Source organism: Natronohydrobacter thiooxidans, assembly GCF_001884735.1.
GTDB lineage: Bacteria > Pseudomonadota > Alphaproteobacteria > Rhodobacterales > Rhodobacteraceae > Roseinatronobacter > Roseinatronobacter thiooxidans_A.
In genome coordinates, this window is the sequence record NZ_MJAP01000032.1 from 1 (window position 1) to 21,370 (window position 21,370).

At 60.8% G+C, this 21,370-nt stretch carries 12 protein-coding genes; 10 read left to right on the top strand and 2 right to left on the bottom strand.

The features are described from left to right. Positions 1-280: 280 nt before the first annotated feature. The 8 genes from BG457_RS12525 to BG457_RS12560 all read left to right on the top strand — a co-directional run bounded on the left by BG457_RS12525 (position 281) and on the right by BG457_RS12560 (position 14,068). The gene (locus BG457_RS12525; protein ID WP_175546795.1) at positions 281-1,492 is read left to right on the top strand and encodes a ferredoxin reductase family protein; all 1,212 of its coding nucleotides are present in this window, start codon (positions 281-283) and stop codon (positions 1,490-1,492) included. A 92-nt stretch (positions 1,493-1,584) separates the two neighbouring features. Further along, positions 1,585-5,073 carry a c-type cytochrome gene (locus BG457_RS12530; RefSeq protein ID WP_071797520.1) on the top strand — a complete coding sequence of 1,163 codons (3,489 nt, stop codon included), beginning with the start codon at positions 1,585-1,587 and terminating at the stop codon, positions 5,071-5,073. A gap of 55 nt (positions 5,074-5,128) precedes the next feature. Further along, complete coding sequence (locus BG457_RS12535) at positions 5,129-5,740, top strand: OmpA family protein (RefSeq protein ID WP_071797521.1); 612 nt, start codon at positions 5,129-5,131, stop codon at positions 5,738-5,740. Between the two features lie 93 nt (positions 5,741-5,833). Next, complete coding sequence (locus BG457_RS12540; protein WP_175546796.1) at positions 5,834-8,260, top strand: caspase family protein; 2,427 nt, start codon at positions 5,834-5,836, stop codon at positions 8,258-8,260. Positions 8,261-8,274: 14 nt separating this feature from the next. Beyond that, a complete protein-coding gene (locus BG457_RS12545; protein ID WP_175546797.1) occupies positions 8,275-9,843 on the top strand; it encodes a caspase family protein in 1,569 nt (522 codons plus the stop codon). Between the two features lie 33 nt (positions 9,844-9,876). After that, complete coding sequence (locus BG457_RS12550) at positions 9,877-10,776, top strand: OmpA family protein (protein WP_084657624.1); 900 nt, start codon at positions 9,877-9,879, stop codon at positions 10,774-10,776. Positions 10,777-10,792: 16 nt separating this feature from the next. Then, the gene (locus BG457_RS12555; RefSeq protein WP_071797525.1) at positions 10,793-12,472 is read left to right on the top strand and encodes a caspase family protein; all 1,680 of its coding nucleotides are present in this window, start codon (positions 10,793-10,795) and stop codon (positions 12,470-12,472) included. A gap of 33 nt (positions 12,473-12,505) precedes the next feature. Next, positions 12,506-14,068 (top strand): caspase family protein, encoded by a 1,563-nt coding sequence (locus BG457_RS12560; RefSeq protein ID WP_071797526.1) that lies wholly within the window; start codon positions 12,506-12,508, stop codon positions 14,066-14,068. A gap of 53 nt (positions 14,069-14,121) precedes the next feature. Here the strand turns inward: BG457_RS12560 and BG457_RS12565 are convergent, their stop codons facing one another. After that, positions 14,122-16,371 (bottom strand): glycosyltransferase, encoded by a 2,250-nt coding sequence (locus BG457_RS12565; RefSeq protein ID WP_071797527.1) that lies wholly within the window; start codon positions 16,369-16,371, stop codon positions 14,122-14,124. Beyond that, positions 16,358-16,768, bottom strand: a complete 411-nt coding sequence (locus BG457_RS12570) for a hypothetical protein (protein ID WP_139257734.1) — start codon at positions 16,766-16,768, stop codon at positions 16,358-16,360. Before BG457_RS12570 ends, BG457_RS12565 begins: the two co-directional genes overlap by 14 nt. 491 nt (positions 16,769-17,259) lie before the next feature. On the opposite strand from BG457_RS12570, the gene BG457_RS12580 reads away from it, so the two are divergent. Next, the gene (locus tag BG457_RS12580) at positions 17,260-19,320 is read left to right on the top strand and encodes an SUMF1/EgtB/PvdO family nonheme iron enzyme (RefSeq protein ID WP_071797530.1); all 2,061 of its coding nucleotides are present in this window, start codon (positions 17,260-17,262) and stop codon (positions 19,318-19,320) included. 5 nt (positions 19,321-19,325) lie between these two features. Next, positions 19,326-20,594: an ABC transporter substrate-binding protein gene (locus BG457_RS12585; RefSeq protein ID WP_071797531.1), complete on the top strand. Its 1,269-nt coding sequence runs from the start codon at positions 19,326-19,328 to the stop codon at positions 20,592-20,594. Positions 20,595-21,370 lie beyond the last annotated feature (776 nt).

The window sequence follows — 21,370 nt, forward strand, 5'->3', positions numbered from 1 at the left end:
AAATCCTGTCCCCGCAACCAACGATAATTGCGAAACCTCCGCAGGCCCTGCCGCGGAGGTTTTTGCGTTTCCAGAGCCATTCTGCAGGGATCGTCTGTTGCGAGTATGCCTCGCTCAGAACCGGTTTTCCATTGGAGCGAATCGATAAAGCTGTTACAATTTGTCGCACTTATAGATTTCCCCAGTTGGTTTGGTTCTTCACAGATTTCGTTGATCGGGGGCTGAGCAATTGTCTGGCCGGGTCTTGGTATTTTCCATTTGCTGCGTGATTCCGCTTGCGTTGACCTATTTCGCAGCCGGGCATGAAACAGTCCGCAATCAGATTGCGCTCTCGGCGGGCGTTGTCGCCTTCTCGATGATGGCCGTCAATCTGTTTCTGGCCACACGGCCAGCCCTTGTTGAACCCATGGTGGGCGGTCTGGACCGGGTATATGAGCTGCACAAATGGATCGGCATCTCTGTCATCGTGTTGATCTTGATACACACGCAGCTGCGCTTTGTTCAGTTGGAAGGCGTTGTTGCGCCCGGCTCGCTCGCCGAAACCTCTGTCAAGGTGGCAGAGCCTGCGTTTTATGCCATGCTGATCCTGCTGCTCGTAAGCGCTGTCAAGCGCCTGCCGCGTTTGCCTTACGAAATTCCGTATCACATCTGGCGACAGTCACACCGGCTTGTCGGTGTGGTCTTTCTGGCGCTCGTGTTTCACCAGTATTTCGTGAAAGCCCCGTTCACAGCGGCTGATCCCGTCGGATGGTGGCTCAACATGATGGCAATCATTGGTGTGGGCTCGTTTCTCTATACACAGTTCGGAGCGGTGCTGCGTCGCCGCGCTTATCGCGTCACTTCGGTGACAAAGCATGTTGCGGCCACGATCGTCGAAGCCGAGCCGCTTGGTCGCGGCCTAAGCACCCGGCCCGGCAATTTTGCCTTCCTGTCTGCCCGTCGAAATGGGCTGCGAGAACCGCATCCTTTCACGGTTTCCGGCATTTTACCGGATGGGAAGATCCAGTTCTCCATCCGCGGGCTGGGCGACTACACCCGACGCCTGCGCGATCTGCTGCAAGAGGGTGACAAGCTGTTGCTTGAGGGGGGGTATGGACAATTCAGCTACTTGCGCGGCGGGGATCTGCAGGTGTGGGTGGCGGGTGGTATCGGCGTAACGCCTTTTCTGGCCATGGCCGACGATCTTTCGCCCAATGAAGCGCGGCAGATCGTCATGGTCTATTGTGTGCGCAACCGCGCGGATGCGGTGGGGATCGAGCGGCTGGAGGCCGCCGCGGCGCGCAGCGCGAATTTCACTTTGCATCTGTTCGAAAGCGATACTGCCGGGCGATTTGATGCGGCGGCACTCTTGGCACTTGTGCCTTTCGAAATGGGCAGGGCGGATTTGTTTTTCTGTGGGCCGGGGCCGATGCGGACGGGGCTACTGGACCAGTTGAAAGCCGCAGGCAAAACGCCTGCGCATGTGTATTTCGAACGTTTCGAGTTTCGGTGAGGTGACAGACAAGACATTGCGCGGCGGCTGCCTGCGCGAAGGTGACAGACATGATAGCGCGCGGGATTCTGTGAGCGCAAAAAGGGGGAAACATGCGTATTATCAAGGCGTTGACTTTGGCGTTTGCGATGCCCTTTACGCCAGTTCTCGGGTCGGAGCCATTTGATGCTTCGGCGTTTCAGGACTATGAGCCTGATGCGGAGCGCGGTCAGTCCCTGTACAATGCCGCCGGTTGCGCAGCGTGCCATGCGATTGACGGTGATGATGATGTTCTGGCGGGCGGCATGGAGTTCAAGACGCGCTTCGGCACGCTATACGCCCCCAATATCACCGCGCATCCCGACGCAGGTATCGGCAGTTGGAGCAATGCCCAGTTTCTGAACGCGGTGCTGCGCGGAGTGAAGCCGGAGGGTGGCAGTTATCTTGGTGCCGTCTTTCCTTTCCCGGCCTATTCGCGGATGCAACCGGAGGACGCGCTCGACATTCGCGGATATATGGCGACTTTGCCACAAAGTGATGCAGCCTCGCGCCCGCACCGGGCGAATATGCTCGACCAGCTCATTCTGGGCTTCTGGTCTGACCTTCGCTCACCGCTTGAATCGCTCGATCATAATCAGATGGCGCGCGGACAGTATCTTGTGCAGGCCCTGGGCCATTGCGGCGAGTGTCATTCGCGGCGCGCAGGGACGCTGGCGAACCGGATGGATCCGGAAGGCGCCTTCATGGGCGAGACCGGCATGCTGGGGGAATATGCGGGTCCGATCGGAGCGACGCGGCTCGCGAATTTTGCGCCTGAGGATTTCGTGAATGGTGCGATGGTCGAGGGCTTGCGGCTAAGTGGTACACCGATGGTCAGCACGACGATGCGGCGGATTGCGCGTGCCACGGCGCAATTGCCACATGAAGACCGCGTCGCGATGTATGCATTCCTGTCGGGAACTCCGATTGACCCGGCCACTGTGCCGCGCATGATGTCACCTGCGCCGATGACGACCGAAACACGGCTGGCGCAGGCGGTTACTGCACCTGCTGCGACCGGCGCCGCCCCGGGTGCCGAAAGCGCGGAGAGTGTCATCCCGGATCGCACCGGAGCTCTCGCATTGATCCAGCGCATCGAGGCCTATTGCGAAGCACCCGAACCCACGCCTGCAGCAGTGCCGGTTGTGCCTGCTTCGGCCGCGCCCAGCATGGATCCGGCCCTCGAAGCGGCTGCCGATGACATTCTGGAACAGCACTGTCGCAGTTGCCATGGGCCAGGCATGACCAACCAGCGCAGTTTCTTCACCGGATCACTGCAAGAGCTTGCGCGGGATCGTGGCGCGGTCATTCCCGGCGATCACAGAGCATCATTGCTCTATGACACGATCGCATCGAACCGGATGCCGACAGGCCGCCTGCCGCGCCTTACCCCGGACGAGCTGCAGACATTGGTGTCGTGGATTGATGGCCTTGGCGCGGTGGCAGAACCGGTGCCTGCGATTGCCAGCGCGCCCGCCGTTGCACAGGTCAGTGACGCATCAGAATTGCCAAGATTCGTGGGCGGCAGCTTTGTCGACCTCGCAACTGCTGCGGTCCGTGACCTGGGCGAATTTGACGAGTTTGACCGCCGCTTTATCCGCTATCTCAGCTTTGCGAACGTGCCTTTGCCGCGTGTCGATTGCGATGCGCAAGGCGCATTGCGCAATCCGATGCATTATCTGCATACGGGGTTGAACAAATTTCTCAATTCCGTCTCGCGCGCCTCGGTGCTCAGGATGGTGGACCCGGTCGAGGGGACAGACGGTGCTTTGGTGCGCATTGATCTGCGCAGCTATGACTGGACGGCCGATGACTGGGATGCGCTGACGCTGGCTAAATTCACCGACGGCGCGGCTGAAGCAGGGTATAGCCCGCAAATCTGGGCCGAGCTTGCCCCGCGCTATCCCTATGCGATCGACCCCTCGTCTGAATCGCTGCTTGGTGTGTTGAGTTCCGGGACTACGGCGCTTGTGCCCATCATGGGCGCGGACTGGTTCACGCGCTTTGCTTCGGAAGCACCGTTTTACGACATGCTCTTGCGTTTGCCCGATGATGTCGCCGTCCTGGAGCGTCGGCTTGGTCTGAATGTGAACCAGCTTATCGGCGATCTCCGTATGGTGCGGGCAGGGTTTACGGCCCAGAATTCCGGCGTGTCCGATCACAACCGGATGCTTGAGAGGTTCGACCTTCCGCGCGGTGGTTATTACTGGAAATCCTATGATTTTGCGGGCGATGTCGGCAGGCAATCGCTGATCCTGCATCCGGATGGCCCCGAGGAACTTGGCTATACGCCCTCCGGAACCCAAGCTTTCGAACATGATGGCGGGGAAATGATCTTCTCGCTCGCGAATGGCATGCAGGGATACTATCTCTCGGAAGCCGATGGCCGTCGGCTGTCCGAGGGCCCGACCGCCATTGTTTCCTTCCGGGAACGGCCCGTGGGCAAAGGCGTCGAGATCGTCAACGCGCGGTCTTGCTTTACCTGTCATGACAACGGGATCATCCCCAAGCGCGACGAGATCCGTGGCTTCATCGAAAGTGATCCGCGCTACGATCAGCGCACGCGTGATGTGCTGTTGCGCATGTATCCGCAGCAATCCGTGATGGATGGCTATTACCGCGCCGATACGGATTTCTTCGTGCAGGCGCTGCAGCAGATCAATGCGACACAAAGCAGCGTTGCGGGACGACCGGTCAGTCTGATCGCGCCGGATGGTTCGGGCGAGATCATTACCTTCCTTGCCGACGTGCAGTTCCGCCGGATGGACGAAGGCTGGCTCGCGCGTCTGTTCTATCTGGAGCCGGAAGAGCTGCGCCTGCGCGTACGTCAGATGGGCGACCCGGTGCTTCAGCAGACGCTTCAAGGCTGGTTGACCCGCTTCGATATGGGCCAGTTCGTCACGCGTGAAGAAGTAGAAGAGTTGTGGCCTGCGCTTCTGCCGCGCCTGACGCGCCTGCGCCCCTATGTGCCTGTTGACGACTATATCGCCTATGAGCCGCCGAAGCCTGCGGAAGACTACGCTCAGGCGGCGGTGACTGCGGTGCAGGAGGCGGTTTATCTCGACACAACCGCGTATCAGGTCGCGCAGGACATCCCGGCCTATGTGCCGCCCGCGCAACCCGATGATCCGCTGCGCTTGCGTTTGCATGTCCCGCGGCAGCGTGTGCAGGTGAATGAGCTTCTGACCTTTGAGGTTGAAGCGAACCGCACCTGCGAGTTGCAGATCGTCTATATCGAGGTCAATGACCGGATCGTGGTTTTGCCAACCGAGGTTCTGGGCAATCCCGTTTTGCAGGCCGGAGAGCGCAGGCTCGTGCCGCAGCCGCAGTCTTCGCTGCAACTGCGGTTCGACCGTCCGGGTTCGGGCGAGAAACTTCTCGCCTATTGCCGCGAACCGGGCAGTCGACAGCCGCCGATGGATGCAGCAGAGCTTGTCGCGGCATCGAGGGCGCGGTTTCAGCCGCTCGAACGCGGGATCGTGATCGAGGCCAGCAAGGCTGTTTTGGCTGATGAGGGGCGTTCGGCATTCGCATCGGTCACCATTGACGTGATCAAGCACTGACACCGAACTGCGCGGCCACGCGCGCAGCGGATGAAACCTGCCAGAGGAGACGGTCATGTTACGACTTGTCAAATATATGTGCTGCATCCTGTTTCTGGGGGTCGCGGGACAGACCGGCGCCCAGCCACTCGATACGGACACCCTGGTCCAGAGTCTGACGCGTCCGGCGCCTGCGGCACGGGGGATCATGGCCGGGCAGACAATCCCCGACGGGCCGGATGCCACGGCGCAGGCGTTTCTGGAGGGCATGCCAACACGCGGCCTGAGCATCGAGGCGCGCACGCAACTCGCCACCATCGCCACCACCTGGGAATTGCCGCGTATCGATCTGGAAATCCTCTTTGATTTCGATTCCGACAGATTGCGCGCCACGTCTCTGCCGGATTTGTTTCGCGTCGGACAGGCGCTGACGTCTGATCAGTTGAAATCCAAGCGTTTCGTGCTGGCGGGCCACACGGATGGCGTGGGCTCAGCAAGTTACAATCAAGACCTGTCGGAGCGGCGCGCATGGTCGGTGCGGGAATATCTGGTGGAAACATTTTACATTCCGCCCGAGCGACTGGTGGTTGTCGGTTTCGGGCTGGAGCGACTGAAGAACCCGTATGATCCGCGCGCAGCGGAAAACCGGCGTGTCGAGATCATCAATCTGGAAGTCGGCAATTATTGACGTGGCACGTCAGGGAAAAGAAGGATCATGCAGCCGAGAGCAACCCATCAATTTCCACGCCTTTTAAGTGCCGCATATTTGTGGAAATTCGCGGTGCTCGCCGGATTCTTTGTGATCTGGGCAAGCGCGGCTTTGGCCGACAAGCGGGTTGCGCTGGTTATCGGCAATACGAGTTACGAAAACTCCGCAGCCTTGCCCAATGCCAGAAATGACGCGCGTGCCATGGCCGATGCTCTCGCGGAACTCGGTTTCGCCGTCACTCTGGCCGAGGATCTGACGCTGTCGGCGATGAACGTGGCGCTGCGCGATTTTGCGCGGGCGAGCTATGGCGTGCAGGACGCATTGGTGTTCTTCGCCGGTCACGGCATGGAATTCGGTGGTGAAAACTGGCTGCTGCCCGTCGATGCACAATTGCAGACCGATCTGGATGTCAGTTTTGAAACCATTTCACTGTCGGCGATACTGCAGGCCGTTGGCGGTGCGCGCGGTCTGAAACTGGTTATTCTGGACGCGTGCCGGGACAATCCATTTCTGAATACAATGGGTCGTCGCGATACGACGCGGTCGCTGGGTCGTGGTCTGGCGCGGGTCGAGCCCGCAGACGGCACGCTGGTTTCCTTCGCGGCGCGCGCGGGGCAGGTGGCCAGTGATGGTGACGGGCAGAACAGCCCGTTTACCACTGCCTTGCTGGCGCGCATGGCGCAGCCTGGACTGGAACTCGGGCTTTTGTTCCGCGAAGTGCGTGATGCGGTATTCGAATCGACGGGGCGGCGGCAAGAGCCCTTCACCTATGGTTCGCTGCCCGCCCGTGCCATTTACCTCAACCCGCCACAGGAGCAGCCCAGCATCGCGATACCCGCAGCATCAGGCCCGTCAGACGCCTGCGCCATGGCTTTGTCGGTCTGGTCAGCCATCGCCGACAGCAATAGCAGATCCGCGCTTCAGGGTTTCGTGGACAGCTATGGGGCGCAATGTCCGGCACTCGGCGCTCTGTCGGCAGATCGGCTCAAGGCGTTGGCGTCGCCGACTCTGGCCATTACCGAACCGCAGCATTGTGAAAGCCTGGCCTTCACCTGGCGCATGCTTGGCCCGCAGGCCGATATCGCGCGGTTTCTGGAACACTTGCCGCAGGACTGCATCAGTTTGCGCAATTCGATCGCGCATCACGCCTGTGCGTCGCTTGCCAGCCCGGATGCCGCAAGCCCCGTCGAACTTGACGGGCGCGACACCACACAGGCACTGGCGATTTGCCAGTTGGCACTCGATCAAACCCCGGATGACGCGCAATCTGCGGCCTATCTCGGGCGGATTCTGAGTGCGCGCGGTGCCGATGAAGACGCTGTTCGCTGGTACAGGGTCGCGGCTGCGGGAGGGCATCCTATCGGTCTGAACAATCTCGGGGTCGCCTATGCTGAAGGGGCAGGAGTCGAGATTGACCAGACAGAGGCGTTCCGCCTCTACCGACTGGCCGCAGAGGCTGGTCTCGACGTTGCCATGCGCAATGTCGGGCGCGCGTATCTTGATGGCGCGGGTGTCGCGCCGGATGCACAGGAGGCCGCAGTCTGGTTGCAGCGCGCAACAGAGCGTTCGGACATCGACGCGACCGCGACTCTAGGCTGGATGTATCTCAACGGCTATGGCGTAGCGCAGGATCTGGACGAAGCCTATCGCCTGACGCGCGTTGCTGCAGATCGCGGCAGTTCTACGGGAATGACCAACCTTGGTTATATGTATGAGCAAGGTGAAGGTGTCAGACAGGATCATGATGAAGCGCTGAACTGGTATCGCCGCGCCGCGGCTCAGGGCGATATTGACGCAATTGCCAATCTTGGCTGGATGTATCTGGTCGGGCGAGGAACCGAGATCGATCTACCAGAGGCACTGCGTCTGATCAGCATGGCCGCGGCGGATGGCAACTTATCCGCAATGAACAATCTGGGCTACATGCATGAGAATGGTCTGGGTGTCCCGCAAGACGAGGCGCAGGCATTTTTTTGGTTCAAGCGCGCCGCAGATTCCGGGCATGCGCGCGCCATGGTCTCGGCAGGCTTTTCCTATCAGAAGGGGCGCGGCGTCGAGCAGGACCTTGCGGCGGCGCGGGACTATTACGCGAAAGCCGCCGAGGTCGGCAATGCTACGGCGATGTACAACCTTGCTGTTCTCTACGCTAACGGGACTGGCGTTGAACAGGATTTCGCACAAGCCTTCGACTGGTATGTGCGCAGTGCGGCGGCTGGCGATGAAGACGCAATGACGATGGCCGCGATCTATCTTGAAGAAGGGCGTAGCGTGGAACGCGATGCCGAACGCGCGGCGCGCTATTACATCGATGCGATACTGGCAGGCGATAACTGGTTTCTGGAAAACGCGCGTGAACGCGACGCTGCGGTTATCCAGGCGGTGCAAAGGGTCTTGCGCGATCTGGGCGAAAATCCTGGTCCGGCCGATGGCACCTGGGGCCAGCGCAGCGAGGCGGCGTTATTGCGATACGCCAATGCGCAGAGGACAAAACAACAATGATCTGCCGGTTTCTCATGTTCAATTGGACCGTCGCGCTTGCATTGATGCTCGCCCAGCCGGTTTTGGCGCAAGACCGGGTTGCATTGGTGATCGGGAATTCGGAATACACTATGACCGCGCGGCTGCCCAATGCCCGCAATGACTCCGAAGACATGGCGCTGAAACTGTCCGAGCTGGGCTTCACGGTCACGCTTGAGCAGGACCTGTCGCTCGCGGAGATGACGCATGCCGTGCAACGCTTTGCGCGTCAGGCCGCATCCTCTCAGGAGGCGCTGGTTTTCTTCGCGGGGCATGGCATGGAAGTTGAAGGGGAGAACTGGCTTATCCCGGTCGATGCGCGGCTCGAAGCGGACATAGATGTCGAGTTCGAGGCAGTGCCAATGTCAGTGTTGCTCTCGGCTGTTAGCCGGGCGCGAGGCTTGAAACTGGTGATCCTTGATGCCTGCCGCGACAATCCTTTCATCGTCAGCATGGACCGGCGTGATCGCTCCCGCTCGGTCGGGCGAGGGTTGGCGCGCGTGGATCCGACCGAAGGCACGCTGGTGGCCTTTGCCGCGCGGGCCGGGCAGGTGGCTGCAGATGGTGACGGGCGCAACAGCCCCTATACCAGTGCGCTTCTGTCTGTGCTCGACACGCCGGGGCTGGAACTCGGTCTGATGTTCCGCAAGGTCCGGGACAAGGTGATGGAAACGACCGGGCGCAGGCAAGAGCCTTTCACCTATGGGTCTCTTTCTGCGGCGTCGATCTATCTCAACCCGCCGCGCGACGAAGAAGAAGCGCCGCCAGCTGCGCAGGAGCTTGCCCGGTCTGCACCCGCCCCTGTGGCGCCCCCATCAGAACAATCAGGAATATGCGACGCCTATTTCACGCAAGTGCGCGAAATCGGAGCATGCTATGCCTATGAAGCATTTGTCGAGGATTGTTCCGATCATCCGTTTCGAAACATCGCGCAGCGTTTCATTGAACGCGAATGTAGCGCGTCGCAGGATATGGCTGCAGTGTCCCCCATGCCAGAGCCGGTGCAGGAACGATCAGTGCCGGTGATTGATCACACTGCGACGCCCGCCCTTCCGCCCAGTGGGCACGGGATCCCCTCCGGTTGGTGCGCCGTGACCATCGCGTCACGGCCCAATCTGCAAGAGGCGGTCGATTTCGTGGCCCTTTTGCCGCGTGGCCAGTTGCATGACGTCGAGATCTATCCGTCATCGAATGGCTGGTTTGCGATCAGTTCGCGTCGCGTGCCCCAGGCACAGGCCAATGCCGCCCTCGCGCAGGGCAAGGCTGCGGGGTTCTACCCGGATGACGCCTATTGCACGACAGGGGCGCGGTTCGGTGCACCTGCCGCTTGGCGGAATATGCGCCGGACGATCACTGTCCGCGTCGCATATGACACCACAGGTTCGGGCTATATGAACCTGCGCGCCGGGCCCGGAACCAACTATGCGTCGCTGGCGCGCATGACCAACGGAACGCGTGTGGCTGTGCTGGAAACCAGCGGCGCCTGGGGGCGCGTGCGGCGGTCTGACGGCTTGACCGGGTGGATGCATATGGCGGCGCGCTACGGATTTACGGCAGAGGATTGACGCAGAGAGCCGCGACGCGAAGGAGGGGTCAGAATGAAGAAATTGGGTCTTGCCATGTGCATGATTCTGGGTGTCGGGCAGATGGCACATTCTGAGCCAAGCTGCGCAGAACTTGGGGCGGCGGGGGGCGCGGCCTATGACGCGCATGACCTTGCAGCGCTCGCAGAGCTTCTTGGACCTGCTCAAGCCTGCGGTGCGCTGGAGCTTGATCTGGCGCAGCGCGCAGCGGCACTTGCCTGGAACGAGGCGCTGGCGCTGTTCAACAAAGGGGCGCCGCGCGCGGAATTGCGCAGCGCGCTGGAACGCACCTTGTCATATGGGCCGCTCTGGCAGGCGCATGCCGCCCTCGGGGACATGGCCGTTGAGGAGAACGACCATGTGACCGCGACGCGCCAGTTTCAGGCCGCGCTTGACACGATCGCATCGGAAGCGCTGACGCCCACCGAACCACCGGTAGAAGTGACGGCGGCAATTCACCGCAAGGCGCAGGCAAGCCGCCTGCTCGCGCCGGAATATGTGCCCACAACGCGCTCTCGCAGCAATGACCCGACAGGGCTGGCTGCGGTATCTGTCCGCAGTTTTGTGCCTGCAGTTGTTGCGGTGCCGGTGCAGTTTGAATTCGGACTTGCGGAATTCACATCCGAGGGGGCGAAAGCCGCCGCCGACATGCTTGACTATCTCAACCGTCAGAAGATCGATGCGATCACGCTGATCGGCCATACCGATCCCGTGGGGAGCCGTGAATTCAACCTCAGGCTTTCCGAATCGCGCGCATGGGCGGTCGCGGATTATCTGAAAAGTGAAGGTTTTGCGGGCAGGATCGAGGTGCAGGGGAAGGGGCCGGATGTGCCGATGCAGGTCGATAACCCCGCGCTCTACAGCACCGCGCAACTGCATCAGATTTACCGCCGCGTCGAATTGGTCCGGCACTAACGACAAGGGCTTGGCTATGTTGCGTCTGATCGTGATCTGCTTTCTTCTGGGCCTGCCCGCAGCAAGCCATCGCGCGCAGGCAAGTGCAGTGCACGCGCTGGTGATCGGGATTGACCGGTATGAAAGCGCAGGCGGCAGTCTGCGCGATCTGGAAGGGGCCGTGAACGACGCGCATGATATCGCCGATGTGCTGCAGGCGCAGGGCGCGCGTTCGGTGACACGTCTGATAAATGATGATGCGGGGCGCGACAGCATATTCGCGGCACTTGATGCCCTGAAAGCACGGGCAAATCCGGGCGACACGCTTATGATAACCTATGCGGGTCATGGCGCGAGAGAACCGGCGCGCAATCCCGACCAGGTTGAGGACGGGCTGGATGAGGTCATGGTCCTTGGTCGTTTCCGACCGGAATATCCGCAGAATTACGAACGCATCTTCGATTATGAATGGCGCGCATTTGTGCAGGGCGCCACCGAGTTCAACGTGGTTCTGGTGTTTGACGCCTGCCATAGCGGCACATTGAATCGCGCAGTCGGGCAGGGTCGGACGCGGTTCGCGCAATATGGTGCGATTACGCAAGATGCCCTTCCGCCGCCCACTGTCACCGAGACACAAAGCGCCGCCGAACCAGTGCTGGAGCATGAACTCTATGTGGGTGCGACACTCGACACGCTGGTGGTGACTGAAATTCCGATTGATGGCATGCCGCGTGGCGCCTTGAGCTATCATTTTGCCCGCGCGATCGAAGGCAGCGCCGATCTGGACGGTGACGGCGTGATCACACGCGGCGAACTGCAACGCTATCTCGCCGTGCGTGTGCGCGAGATGACCGAAGCGCGTCAGTTCCCCGTTATTGCCTTTGCGGGCGACGGGGCCGCGCCGCTCCTTCCTGTGGCGGCGCCTGCTGAAACCGGCGCGCCCGTGTTGCGCGACTCCTCGCGCGAGACAGCGCAAACCCTGCCCGTGGCGGCGGCACCCGCCCGGACGGATCTTGCGACGTGCCTTGCGCGTGCGATGCCTTCATCCACGCCGTTGGGTCTTGCCCTGCAAAGCTTCGATACGGCGACCGAGGCGCAGCTTTACGCGGCACTGGCGCGCAGCGCGCAACCTGCCGCACCAGAGGATGCCGCGCTGCGCTGGGACCGCGACAGTGGCGCGATTACCAGTCTGCACGGCGATATTGTAACAACCTTGCCTGTCGGGGCGCAGGACCAGATCGCACATTTGCGCGCCGTGGTGGAAAAATGGCAAGTGCTGCCCGCGTTCAACCGGCTTGGCGAGTGTCTTGCGCCACTCGATGTCAGCCTTGCGCCGGGATATGGAACACATTGCGAGGGGGCGCAGGTCGAGGTCACGATCTCCCCGCGCAAAGGGTCGTATCTGACCCTGTTCAACATCGCCTCGGACGGCACATTGCAACACCTCTATCCCGTCGCGCGCTACGGTGATCCCCTCCAGTTCCCCCCTGAACAGCCATGGCGCATGCCGCTGGAAGTGTCCGCACCTTTCGGCGGGGATCACCTGATCGCGCTGGCGAGCGCGACCGACCCTTCGGCCTTGATCGCCGCGCTGGGCGCCTTTGATGGCCGACAGGCCGTCCGGCCCGCGCTCGATGCGCTGCGTGCCGAAATTTCCGCAAGCAATTATGAAATAGGCATATTGCCGCTTTATACGCGCGCCGGTCCCTGCCCGTGACCGATTGCGACGCCTTCTGAAGGAGCTCTGCTCATGTTCGCCTCGCGCCTTTTGCCTGCAATCCTTGCCTTCGTGCTTGTGCCCTTCGCGGCAGCGGCGGATCGCGCACTTCTGGTCGGGATTGACGCCTATGATAGCGACCCCAACATTCCACCGCTTCAGGGCGCTGTGAATGATGTCGCGATGATGGAGTCGTTCCTGACCAGTCATCTGGGCTATCAGGCAGAGGATATTCTGATCCTCACCGATGCAAGGGCAACGCGACGGGCAGTGCTCGATGCTTTCGAGACATGGCTGATCGCGGGCACCGCGCCGGGTGACAGGCTGTTTCTGTTCTTCGCAGGCCATGGCTATCAGGTGCCGTCATTGACGCCGGGCGAGACCTTTGACCAGATTCTGATCACGCATGACACGTTTCTTGATGATGCAGGTGAGGTGCAGAATTTCCTGCGGGACAAGGAACTGAATGCGCTCTTGCAGCGTCTGGAGGACCGGCAGGTGACAGTGTTGGTCGATGCCTGTCATTCGGGCGGGATCACGCGGGCCGTTCTGCCTGCGGATATGCCGGTCACGCGGTTTCCCCTGCCCTTGCTGCGGGCGCAGCAAGCAGCAGGAAAAGTGACAGCGCCGGTGCGTTCGATCGCGGGTGCCGGGCGCGGGCTGCGGCGGTCAAGCGCGATCGTCGAGGCGATTGACACGCGCACAGTCTGGTCTGCGGTCAGTTCGCATCAACTGGCATTCGAGGATACCCGCCTGCCTGAACCGGGCGGGTTTTTCACGGCCCGTTTCGTTGCCGGTCTGGCCGATGGGAAAGCCGACCTCAACGGAGACGGCAAGGTTACCCATGCCGAGCTTCACTCATGGCTGACGCGGGAATCGCAACTCTATTGCGAGGAATTGGGCGCAGCCTGTGTCTTTGGTCTGACGCCAACGCTGGAAACCCCGCTGTCGCAGCAGATCCTGCCCGTGCTGGACCCGCGCTGGACGGATCAATCTCAAGAACCGGAGGCTGCGGAATATGCTGCATCGGTTACGGTTGCTCCGGAAATCTACCACCCGCCATCCTTGACAGAAGTGGTGGAAGCGGTGCTGGTCGTGCCTGCCAAAGCCCAGATTCCTCCCGGCGAGGTGCAGCTCGACATTCTTGCGGATGGTCCACTTCTGAAAGGGGCAGAGGTGCAGTTCCGGATCGAGACCAGTTTTGATGGCTATCTTACTGTTTTTGACCTGAACCCGGCGGGCCATCTGGTGCAGATTTTTCCCAATCGCTTCAGCGCGGCACAGGGGCGTGAGTCACTGATACGCAAGGGTTTTCCGATCACGATCCCCGATCCGACCTACGGGTTCGCATTTACCGTCGCCGAACCGCTGGGGGCGGGGCAACTGGTCGCGCTGGTGACGGAAGAACCCATTGATCTGTCGGATATCGCACCGGCCTCGCGGGGATTGGTGATTGAACCTGTGCCTGACCAGAGCGCCGATGCTGATATCTTGCTGCGCCTCGGAGCGCGGCTCCGCGATGCCTGGACAGGCGATGAATATGACCGGGCCCCGCGTCACGCCCTAGCGGTGCAGGACTATGTGACTGGATATTGAAGCACCGTTCCCGCGCGGGAACCGGACGGCCCAGCGGTCGGGACCCGCTGTGCTCAGCGCGGATAGATGTCTTCAGGCCAGCGATCTGTCCGGATCATGGCGCTGTAATCGGTGACGAACTCGGCGATGTCACGCGCGCCATTCTCCTGTGGCAATCCGGCCAGACGGTCCTTGCATGCCGCGCGAAAATCATCGTCAAGCAGCCGCGCGACCGTCTGATCCAATGCACCAATATCGTGGCGCGCACGCAGGATCAGCCCCAGCCCGCAGGCATTGGCCCATTGCGCGCGCGTCAATTGGCTGTCCATTTCCGGGGCTTCATTGGGGATGAAAAGCGTGGGAATTCCGCCCAATAGCTGTTCGTGAAAGGCATTATACCCCGCGACACTGACGGCCGCGTCCATCGCGCGGCTGGTGAGAAAACTCGGAAACTCGCGCAGAATGCGCAGGCGCGGCGTGTCTGCTTGCTCTGGCAGTGGCGCAAGCGGCGAGACGATATCGAGGATCACCACCCGAGGGTCCGCGAGCAGACGCTGGATAATCTTGCGCCGCAAGCTGCGCATTTCGAAGTTTGCGCCAGAGCCCAGTTGAAGCGCGATTGCCAGATGATCGTCCTCCAGCCCGTAATGCCTCCGCGCGGCGGCCCGGTCCATGCGGGCGGCAGGGTCGATATGCAGCACTGGGGGCACCAGATAGGCAAACGGGCGGCGTGCGCGGGTCGGTCCGTGGTCCAGATCTCCGGCGAGTTCTCCGGGTTCGATCACCGCCGTGAATGTGCTTTCATGGTCAAGAAACGGGCGATGGCATTCGCGCCACATGGCGCGGCGCACCCAAATGCTCATCAGGTCGGGAAATTCGCGCAAAGCGGCTGTCACGCCACCGAACACGGCCGTGCCATCATAGGCCAGCAGGACCGGGCGAAGATGGCGCAGCAGATCGAATATCTCTTCGGCCAGCACCCTGTTCCAGGGTTCTGACTCGGCCTCAAGATGCTTGTGATGGGGAAGATAGAACACCGGATGGCCCTGCTCGGCCGCGACATGCAAGCTCAGGCACATCGAGGCGAATGCGGGCACCAAACCTTGCGGAAGCCGATCCGCAATAGCCATCTGCTGCGTCAGATGGCCCACGCCGATCCCATTCGTCGACACGAACAACACCGTTTTCGAAGTTTCGCGCTGCACTGCGGGCGCGGCAAACCCGGTGGCGCCGGTATTGCTTGCCATCGAACCGGATGGGGCTGGCAATCCGAAGGGACGTAGCCTGTCGCGCGCGAAAGCGGGGTCACAATGCCGCTCGACCCAGAGCCGCGCGCGATGACGCTGCGCGGCCCATGCTTCGGGATCGGCGGCAAGCTCAAGCAGCATGGGCCCGACGTCCGAGGGCGTGCAATATAGCGCCGCGTCGCCGAACTCGCGGGAAAAGACAGGTGCAAGCACCGTCACCAGCCCACAGGCGAGCGCTTCCATGATGTTGCGCCCGAAGGCTTCGCTCCAACGGCTTGAATGGAAATAGACATAGGCATCCAGACCGGCCAGAAAACCGGGTACCGTGTCATAGCCGAAAGGCGTGACGACCCAGTTTGCGGGCAGGGGCGTGCCATAAAGCTCTTCCAGAAAAGGGCCGCCGCCCAGAATCCGAACTTCGAACCTCGGATTGTCGGCGAGATAAGCCAGGGCGGCCTCTTCGCGCGTATCCGGCCATTTCAACGGATCAGGACGTGCGTGGCGTCCGATGATGATCGGTTCAAGTGGCGGGCCTTTGGGTTCCGGGTCGAAAGGCCACTCGCGCGGATCGAGCAGGTTCTTCCAGTCGATATCCGTGACCGGAGCATCGAAGCGCCACTCCGGCCAGAGGCTCTTGCGCACAACCGCACTGACCGGTGCGATCCGGATATCGTCGCACAGGCTTGCGCGGATGGTCTGCACGATCACCGGCAGGTCATATTGCAACGCGCCAGAGGCGTCGCGCATCGGATGGTGCAATACCAGCACCGCTTGCTCCGCGCGCAAGGGGAGTGCCGTGCGGGGCATGTTCTCGAATACAACCGGGTGATGAATGACTGCGAGCCGACATTGCCATGCCTCATGCGGGCGCAGGACGACAACGCGGCCTTCCGTGATGAAGCGGCGTATCTGCGGATGCACCGGAAAGGGCAGACCCAACAGATGTGCCTTGATCAGCAACAGGCCAACCGTCAGGTCGGGGTCTTCCAGCAACGCGGCGATTTCCGTGACAACTGCTGTCGAGGCGCCACCTTCGAACCGCGCATCTAGGACAAGGACAAGATCAATGGACCGCATCGGCGCGCTTGGGCACTAATGCAGCATAATCATTGAAGGAGAGCCCGTAGCATATTTCTTTTTCCGGGGACCATTTCGACATCAACAGCGCCCTGCGGTCCTGCAGCCATGCAGACCAGTCGCAAAGTCCGGGATGCGCGCGCAGCATTGCCAGTGGCGGCAAGGCTTCAAAAATCACACGCGCCTCCACCATTGGCGAAAAGTTCGGGAAGGAGTGGACGAATACGATTTTCCAGGTCTTGAAACGCGAGGAGAGTCTGATCAATTCCTCCGCGGTCGCATTTTTCTGAAGCTCCAGCAGCCATACCATCAGGCAACGGGTTTTGTCAGTTCTCAAGCACAAGGATTCGACGTTCGGGGGCGATTGAGCGATCGAGTTCCGCATTTCTGCCTTCATAACGCGCCCCCGCGCAAAAGACGCAATATTCAGTAATTCTGTGCCATCGCGGACGCCATCCCGGGCGACGGGCAAAGCGGATAGGACGGCGCGTCCACAAACTTGCCGCGCTGCTGTTCCGGTGCAACGCAGGTCTCACTGCTGCGCGCGGATTCTCCGCCGATTTGCGTGCACCCGCTTATGGCGCCCAGAGAGATAATTGATGCAAATAATTGGGCCATTCGGCCCCTCATGACGTGAAAAACAGGCATGATCCTGCCCTTTCATCCTATCTGAAATAATGTTGGGCAACTATCTCGATTCTGTCAAGTTATATTGATGAACGGCCCGGAAAACACGTCGGTATCGACCGTGATTTGTCGGGTTGCAGCGTAAAATACAGCATAGGAAGAGATCGGAAAAATTGACTCGATATGCCGTGTGATGTTAAGTTTTCAAGACTACTTCATTGTTGGCGGTCATTGATCTGACGCTTTGGGCTCGGGGTGAAAATGCTGCGCCTGGTTCTGATCATTTTATCTTTGCTTTGGTTGGCAGATGCGTCGCGCGGCAGTGCAGAGACCACGCCAGCACGTCTTGCCTTGGTCATCGGCATTGATACTTACGAAAACATCGCCCCCTTGCAGAAAGCGCGCAACGATGCCGAAGCGGTCGCGCGGGCGTTGGCGCGGTCCGGCTTCGAGGTGGTGACGTTGCTTGATGTCAACCGGCGCGAGTTGAACATGCAGCTTGCCCTCTTTGTCGACCGCCTGAACAAAGGAGATGAAGCCGTCTTCTATTTCGCCGGACACGGGATAGAGATAGAGGGGCGCAACCATCTGCTGCCGGCGGATATTCCGGCAGTAGAGCCCGCGCAGCAGGCGTTCCTCGCGAGCGAGTCGCTTGCCGTGGACCATGTCCTCGACCTGATCCGGGCGCGCGGAACGCGGGTCAGCCTGCTGATCCTCGATGCCTGCCGGGACAACCCATTTCCCCGACAGGGCACGCGCAGCGTCGGGGCATTGCGTGGACTTGCGCGACTGGAGCCGCCTGCGGGTGCATTCATCATGTTTTCTGCCGGGATCGGTCAGGCTGCCCTTGATCGCCTGTCCGATCAGGACGACGACCCGAACTCGGTGTTTACACGCCGCCTGTTGCCCCTGCTGGACATGCCGGGCCTGCCCATCCATGAAGTCGCGCGCCGTGTGCGCATTGATGTGATGGATTTGGCGCAAACCGTGGGGCATGATCAACGTCCGGCTTACTACGACGAAATTACCGGCGATTTTACCTTTCTTGCGGCAGTTGAACGCCCGGAGGTGACGGACCCGTGCGATGTCGCACGCGTTGCTTGGAACACCATCGCCCGGATCGACACACGAACTGCGGTCGAATCCTTTCTGGAACTGCATGGGGATTGCGCAGAAACCCGTGCCTTGGCCGAGGCGCGTCTTGCCGCGCTGAGTGGAACGCAGGTTGAGGACGGCGCAATCGCGGCATGGGCCCTGGTGCGCGAGACAAGTGACCCGGATCTGCTGGACCGCTTTTCTGAAATGCACCCTGACAGCCAGTTCGCGCCAGAGGCGCGGGCACGCGCCCAGGTAATCCGCACCGCATTGGCCGCTACGCGCGCCCTTGACGGGGCGGCGAACGTGCCCTCGGGAGAAGAGCTTCGCGCGACAGAGGCCGAAGCCGCCCGCGCTCTACTGTATGCCCCCCCTGACCCACCGGCCATCGGCACTGTATTCAGGGATTGCGCCGATTGCCCGGAATTGGTGCAGGTGCTGGGGACCGAAGTGCTCTTCGGTGCACCGGAAAGCTACCGCGTGGCGCAGCGGGACGAGCGCCCTTCTGTTCGCCTCGCGCTTGAGCGTCCTTTCGCGGTTGCGGCGACCGAGACGACTCAAGCAGAATTCGCGGCGTTTCTTGAGGCCACAGGCTATGACTGGCCCGACGCTTGCCTGCAGCATCTGCCCGTCGATGATTTGCCGGTCGTGACCCAACGCGCGCAGGCTGCCCCGACTGGTGGCGACCTGCCCGTTGTCTGCGTGAGCTGGGAAGATGCGCAGGCCTATATCGCCTGGCTGTCCGAGCGTAGCGGGAAGAGCTATCGTTTGCTGCATGAAGTCGAGTTCGAGTATCTGGCCGAAGCCTTCTACTTTAATACGCCGCTTGAGCAGGTCATCGCGGGCCGCGATCTGTGCCAATGGGTCAATATCGCGGATCGCGCGTCGAATTTCAGCTGGCGCGATTTCAGCTGTGCGCAGGAACTCGGTCACGGTATCCTGCCGGTGCGCGGGCTTCAGCCGGACCAGTTCGGGCTGTATCATCTGCTGGGCAATGTCTGGGAGTGGTCGCAGGATTGCTACGCAGAAACGCCGGAAGATACGGTGCTGGGCCAGCACGACAATGCCGATTGCACGCGCCGCTCATTTCGCGGGGGCTCCTGGACCGACCCGGTCGGCACTTTGCGCAGCTCCAACCGCAATTGGGACAGCCCTGACTACCGCGCTGACAATCTGGGCTTTCGCGTGGCGCGCACGCTCGACCAAGCAGAGTTTAGCCGGAGATAAGACCAATGTCCCTGATCCGCTCCTTGCTACTTGTCGTCGCGCTCTTGGGGGCGATGACATCGCCCGCGCGTGCTGTCGAACTGGTCGTGACATGCGGCACCATCGGATCGCCGGGCAATTTCTGCGAAAGTTCGGTGCGCCGCTGGGAACATGCGACGGGCCACAGGGTGCGCTTCGTGCCATTGCCGCAACAAACCACCGAACAACTGGATTTCCTGCGCCTGTCGCTTGCCCAGCCGGAGACCTCAAGCGATCTGGATGTGGTGCTGCTGGATGCGATCTGGATCAATTTCGTGCAGCAATATCTGCTTGATCTGGGCGCATTCACAGACGGGGCGGAACAGGCGCATTTTCAGGCGCTGATCGACACGGCCCGGTTCGAGGGCGGTTTGAAGGCACTGCCGCTCTGGTCAGATGTCGGGCTTCTGTTCTATCGGCGCGATCTTCTGGAGAAGCACGGTGCGCCCGTGCCCCGGACATGGGAAGAGCTTGAAACCATCGCCGCAGAGGTTCAGGCGGCCGAACGGAACGGACAGAGCGATTTCTGGGGGCTGGTGTTCGAGGCAAGTGCAGGAGAGGGCCTGACCTGTAATCTGGTAGAGTGGATGAGCAGCCTTGGCGGCGGTCCGATGGTCGATGACGATGGCGCGGTTATCCTCGACACGCCGGATTTGCGCGCAACATTGCGGCGCGTCAAATCCTGGATCGGAACCATCGCGCCTCCAGAGGTGACAGAATTGAACAACGAGACCGCGCGCCGCTTCTTTCAGGAGGGGCGCGCACTTTTCATGCGCAATTGGCCCTATGCGTGGTCCCTGTCTCAGACCGAGGACAGCCCGCTTCGCGGCAAGGTGGGCGTGACATCTGTGCCCGGCGGTGCCATGGGGCCGGGGCGCGGCGTCCATGGCGGCTGGTATATGGGCGTGAACGCTCAAAGCCACAACCCGGAGATTGCCGCAGATCTGGTGCTTCATCTAACCAGTCAGGCGGAACAACTGCATCGCGCGCTGTTCCAGAGCCAGAACCCGACCCGACCGGCGCTATATGTCGATCCGGATGTCCGCGCGATCTCGGATTTCTTCGAAATTGTTTATGACGGGTTGCAAGGTGCGATCAACCGTCCCAACGCGCAACTGCGGCAAAGCTATATTCATGTCTCCACAGTCTTTGCAGACCGGGTGAATGGATATCTCGCGGGGACGGAACCCGACCCGAGTGTCATGCTGAACTCGCTCGACGTTCATCTTGCGCGCATGCGTCGACGAGGGTGGTAGGCAGGGAACCCGCAGAACTTGCGTCAGGTAAAAAACAGTCCGCGCAGGAGCGGCAAAACCAAAGCCGACGCTGCGCCAACAAGCGCACCTATGACAAAACGCCGCGATCTACTTGAAATACCCGGCGATATTCCGGCAAGCGCGCAGCACACGGCAGCGTAATATGTCATCGCGAGTGGGTCCATTCAAAAATGCTGCTGTAAAACGGAGAGTCTGTCAACTCGGGAATGGGCAAAGCCCGCTTGCTGCCCCAGATATATAGCGGCTGTTCTGATCAGGGGTATTGAGTAGGACGCTTTCTGATCTGGCCTGTGTCGATCTGGAACAGAGAGCCCTGCGAGCCATCGTTCCCCCCATTGCGGCTGGGGCGGCTGAAACCCGTGCCGCAAGGGCGGACGATGATCAATAAATGTTCGGAGAGAACAGGCATGCTATCCATCCAGTATTAACCATTATCCTTCATCAGATAAATCTTCACGACCCAAATGGGCCGTCTGCGCACTCCAACCTTCGAGCTTGGTTTTTCATCTGCGGCAAGCCTGAGTTTATTAGGGTTCCTTACGCGACAGACCCGGATCGCGCATAGCGCCTTGACGCGTCTGAACCCCATCCTGTGCGGGTTCGTGGCTTTGGCGCTTGGCGTCCGCGCGCTCGGGCTGTTGTGAGGGAAGGCGCGATGCTTGACCTCATCCTTGGCCTTGCCGTCGCCGCAGGCACAGGGCCGGACCGGTCGCAGAGCAGGATGGGGTAAGGTTCCTGCCGAGGACAACCAGGAT

What these genes read in the sequence shown, in the direction of transcription:
- BG457_RS12530 (WP_071797520.1), top strand. Translation starts at nt 1,585, where the DNA reads ATGCGTATTATCAAGGCGTTGACTTTGGCGTTTGCGATGCCCTTTACG.
- BG457_RS12535 (WP_071797521.1), top strand. Translation starts at nt 5,129, where the DNA reads ATGTTACGACTTGTCAAATATATGTGCTGCATCCTGTTTCTGGGGGTC.
- BG457_RS12545 (WP_175546797.1), top strand. Translation starts at nt 8,275, where the DNA reads ATGTTCAATTGGACCGTCGCGCTTGCATTGATGCTCGCCCAGCCGGTT.
- BG457_RS12550 (WP_084657624.1), top strand. Translation starts at nt 9,877, where the DNA reads ATGAAGAAATTGGGTCTTGCCATGTGCATGATTCTGGGTGTCGGGCAG.
- BG457_RS12555 (WP_071797525.1), top strand. Translation starts at nt 10,793, where the DNA reads ATGTTGCGTCTGATCGTGATCTGCTTTCTTCTGGGCCTGCCCGCAGCA.
- BG457_RS12560 (WP_071797526.1), top strand. Translation starts at nt 12,506, where the DNA reads ATGTTCGCCTCGCGCCTTTTGCCTGCAATCCTTGCCTTCGTGCTTGTG.
- BG457_RS12565 (WP_071797527.1), bottom strand. Translation starts at nt 16,371, where the DNA reads ATGCGGTCCATTGATCTTGTCCTTGTCCTAGATGCGCGGTTCGAAGGT.
- BG457_RS12570 (WP_139257734.1), bottom strand. Translation starts at nt 16,768, where the DNA reads ATGAAGGCAGAAATGCGGAACTCGATCGCTCAATCGCCCCCGAACGTC.
- BG457_RS12580 (WP_071797530.1), top strand. Translation starts at nt 17,260, where the DNA reads ATGCTGCGCCTGGTTCTGATCATTTTATCTTTGCTTTGGTTGGCAGAT.
- BG457_RS12585 (WP_071797531.1), top strand. Translation starts at nt 19,326, where the DNA reads ATGTCCCTGATCCGCTCCTTGCTACTTGTCGTCGCGCTCTTGGGGGCG.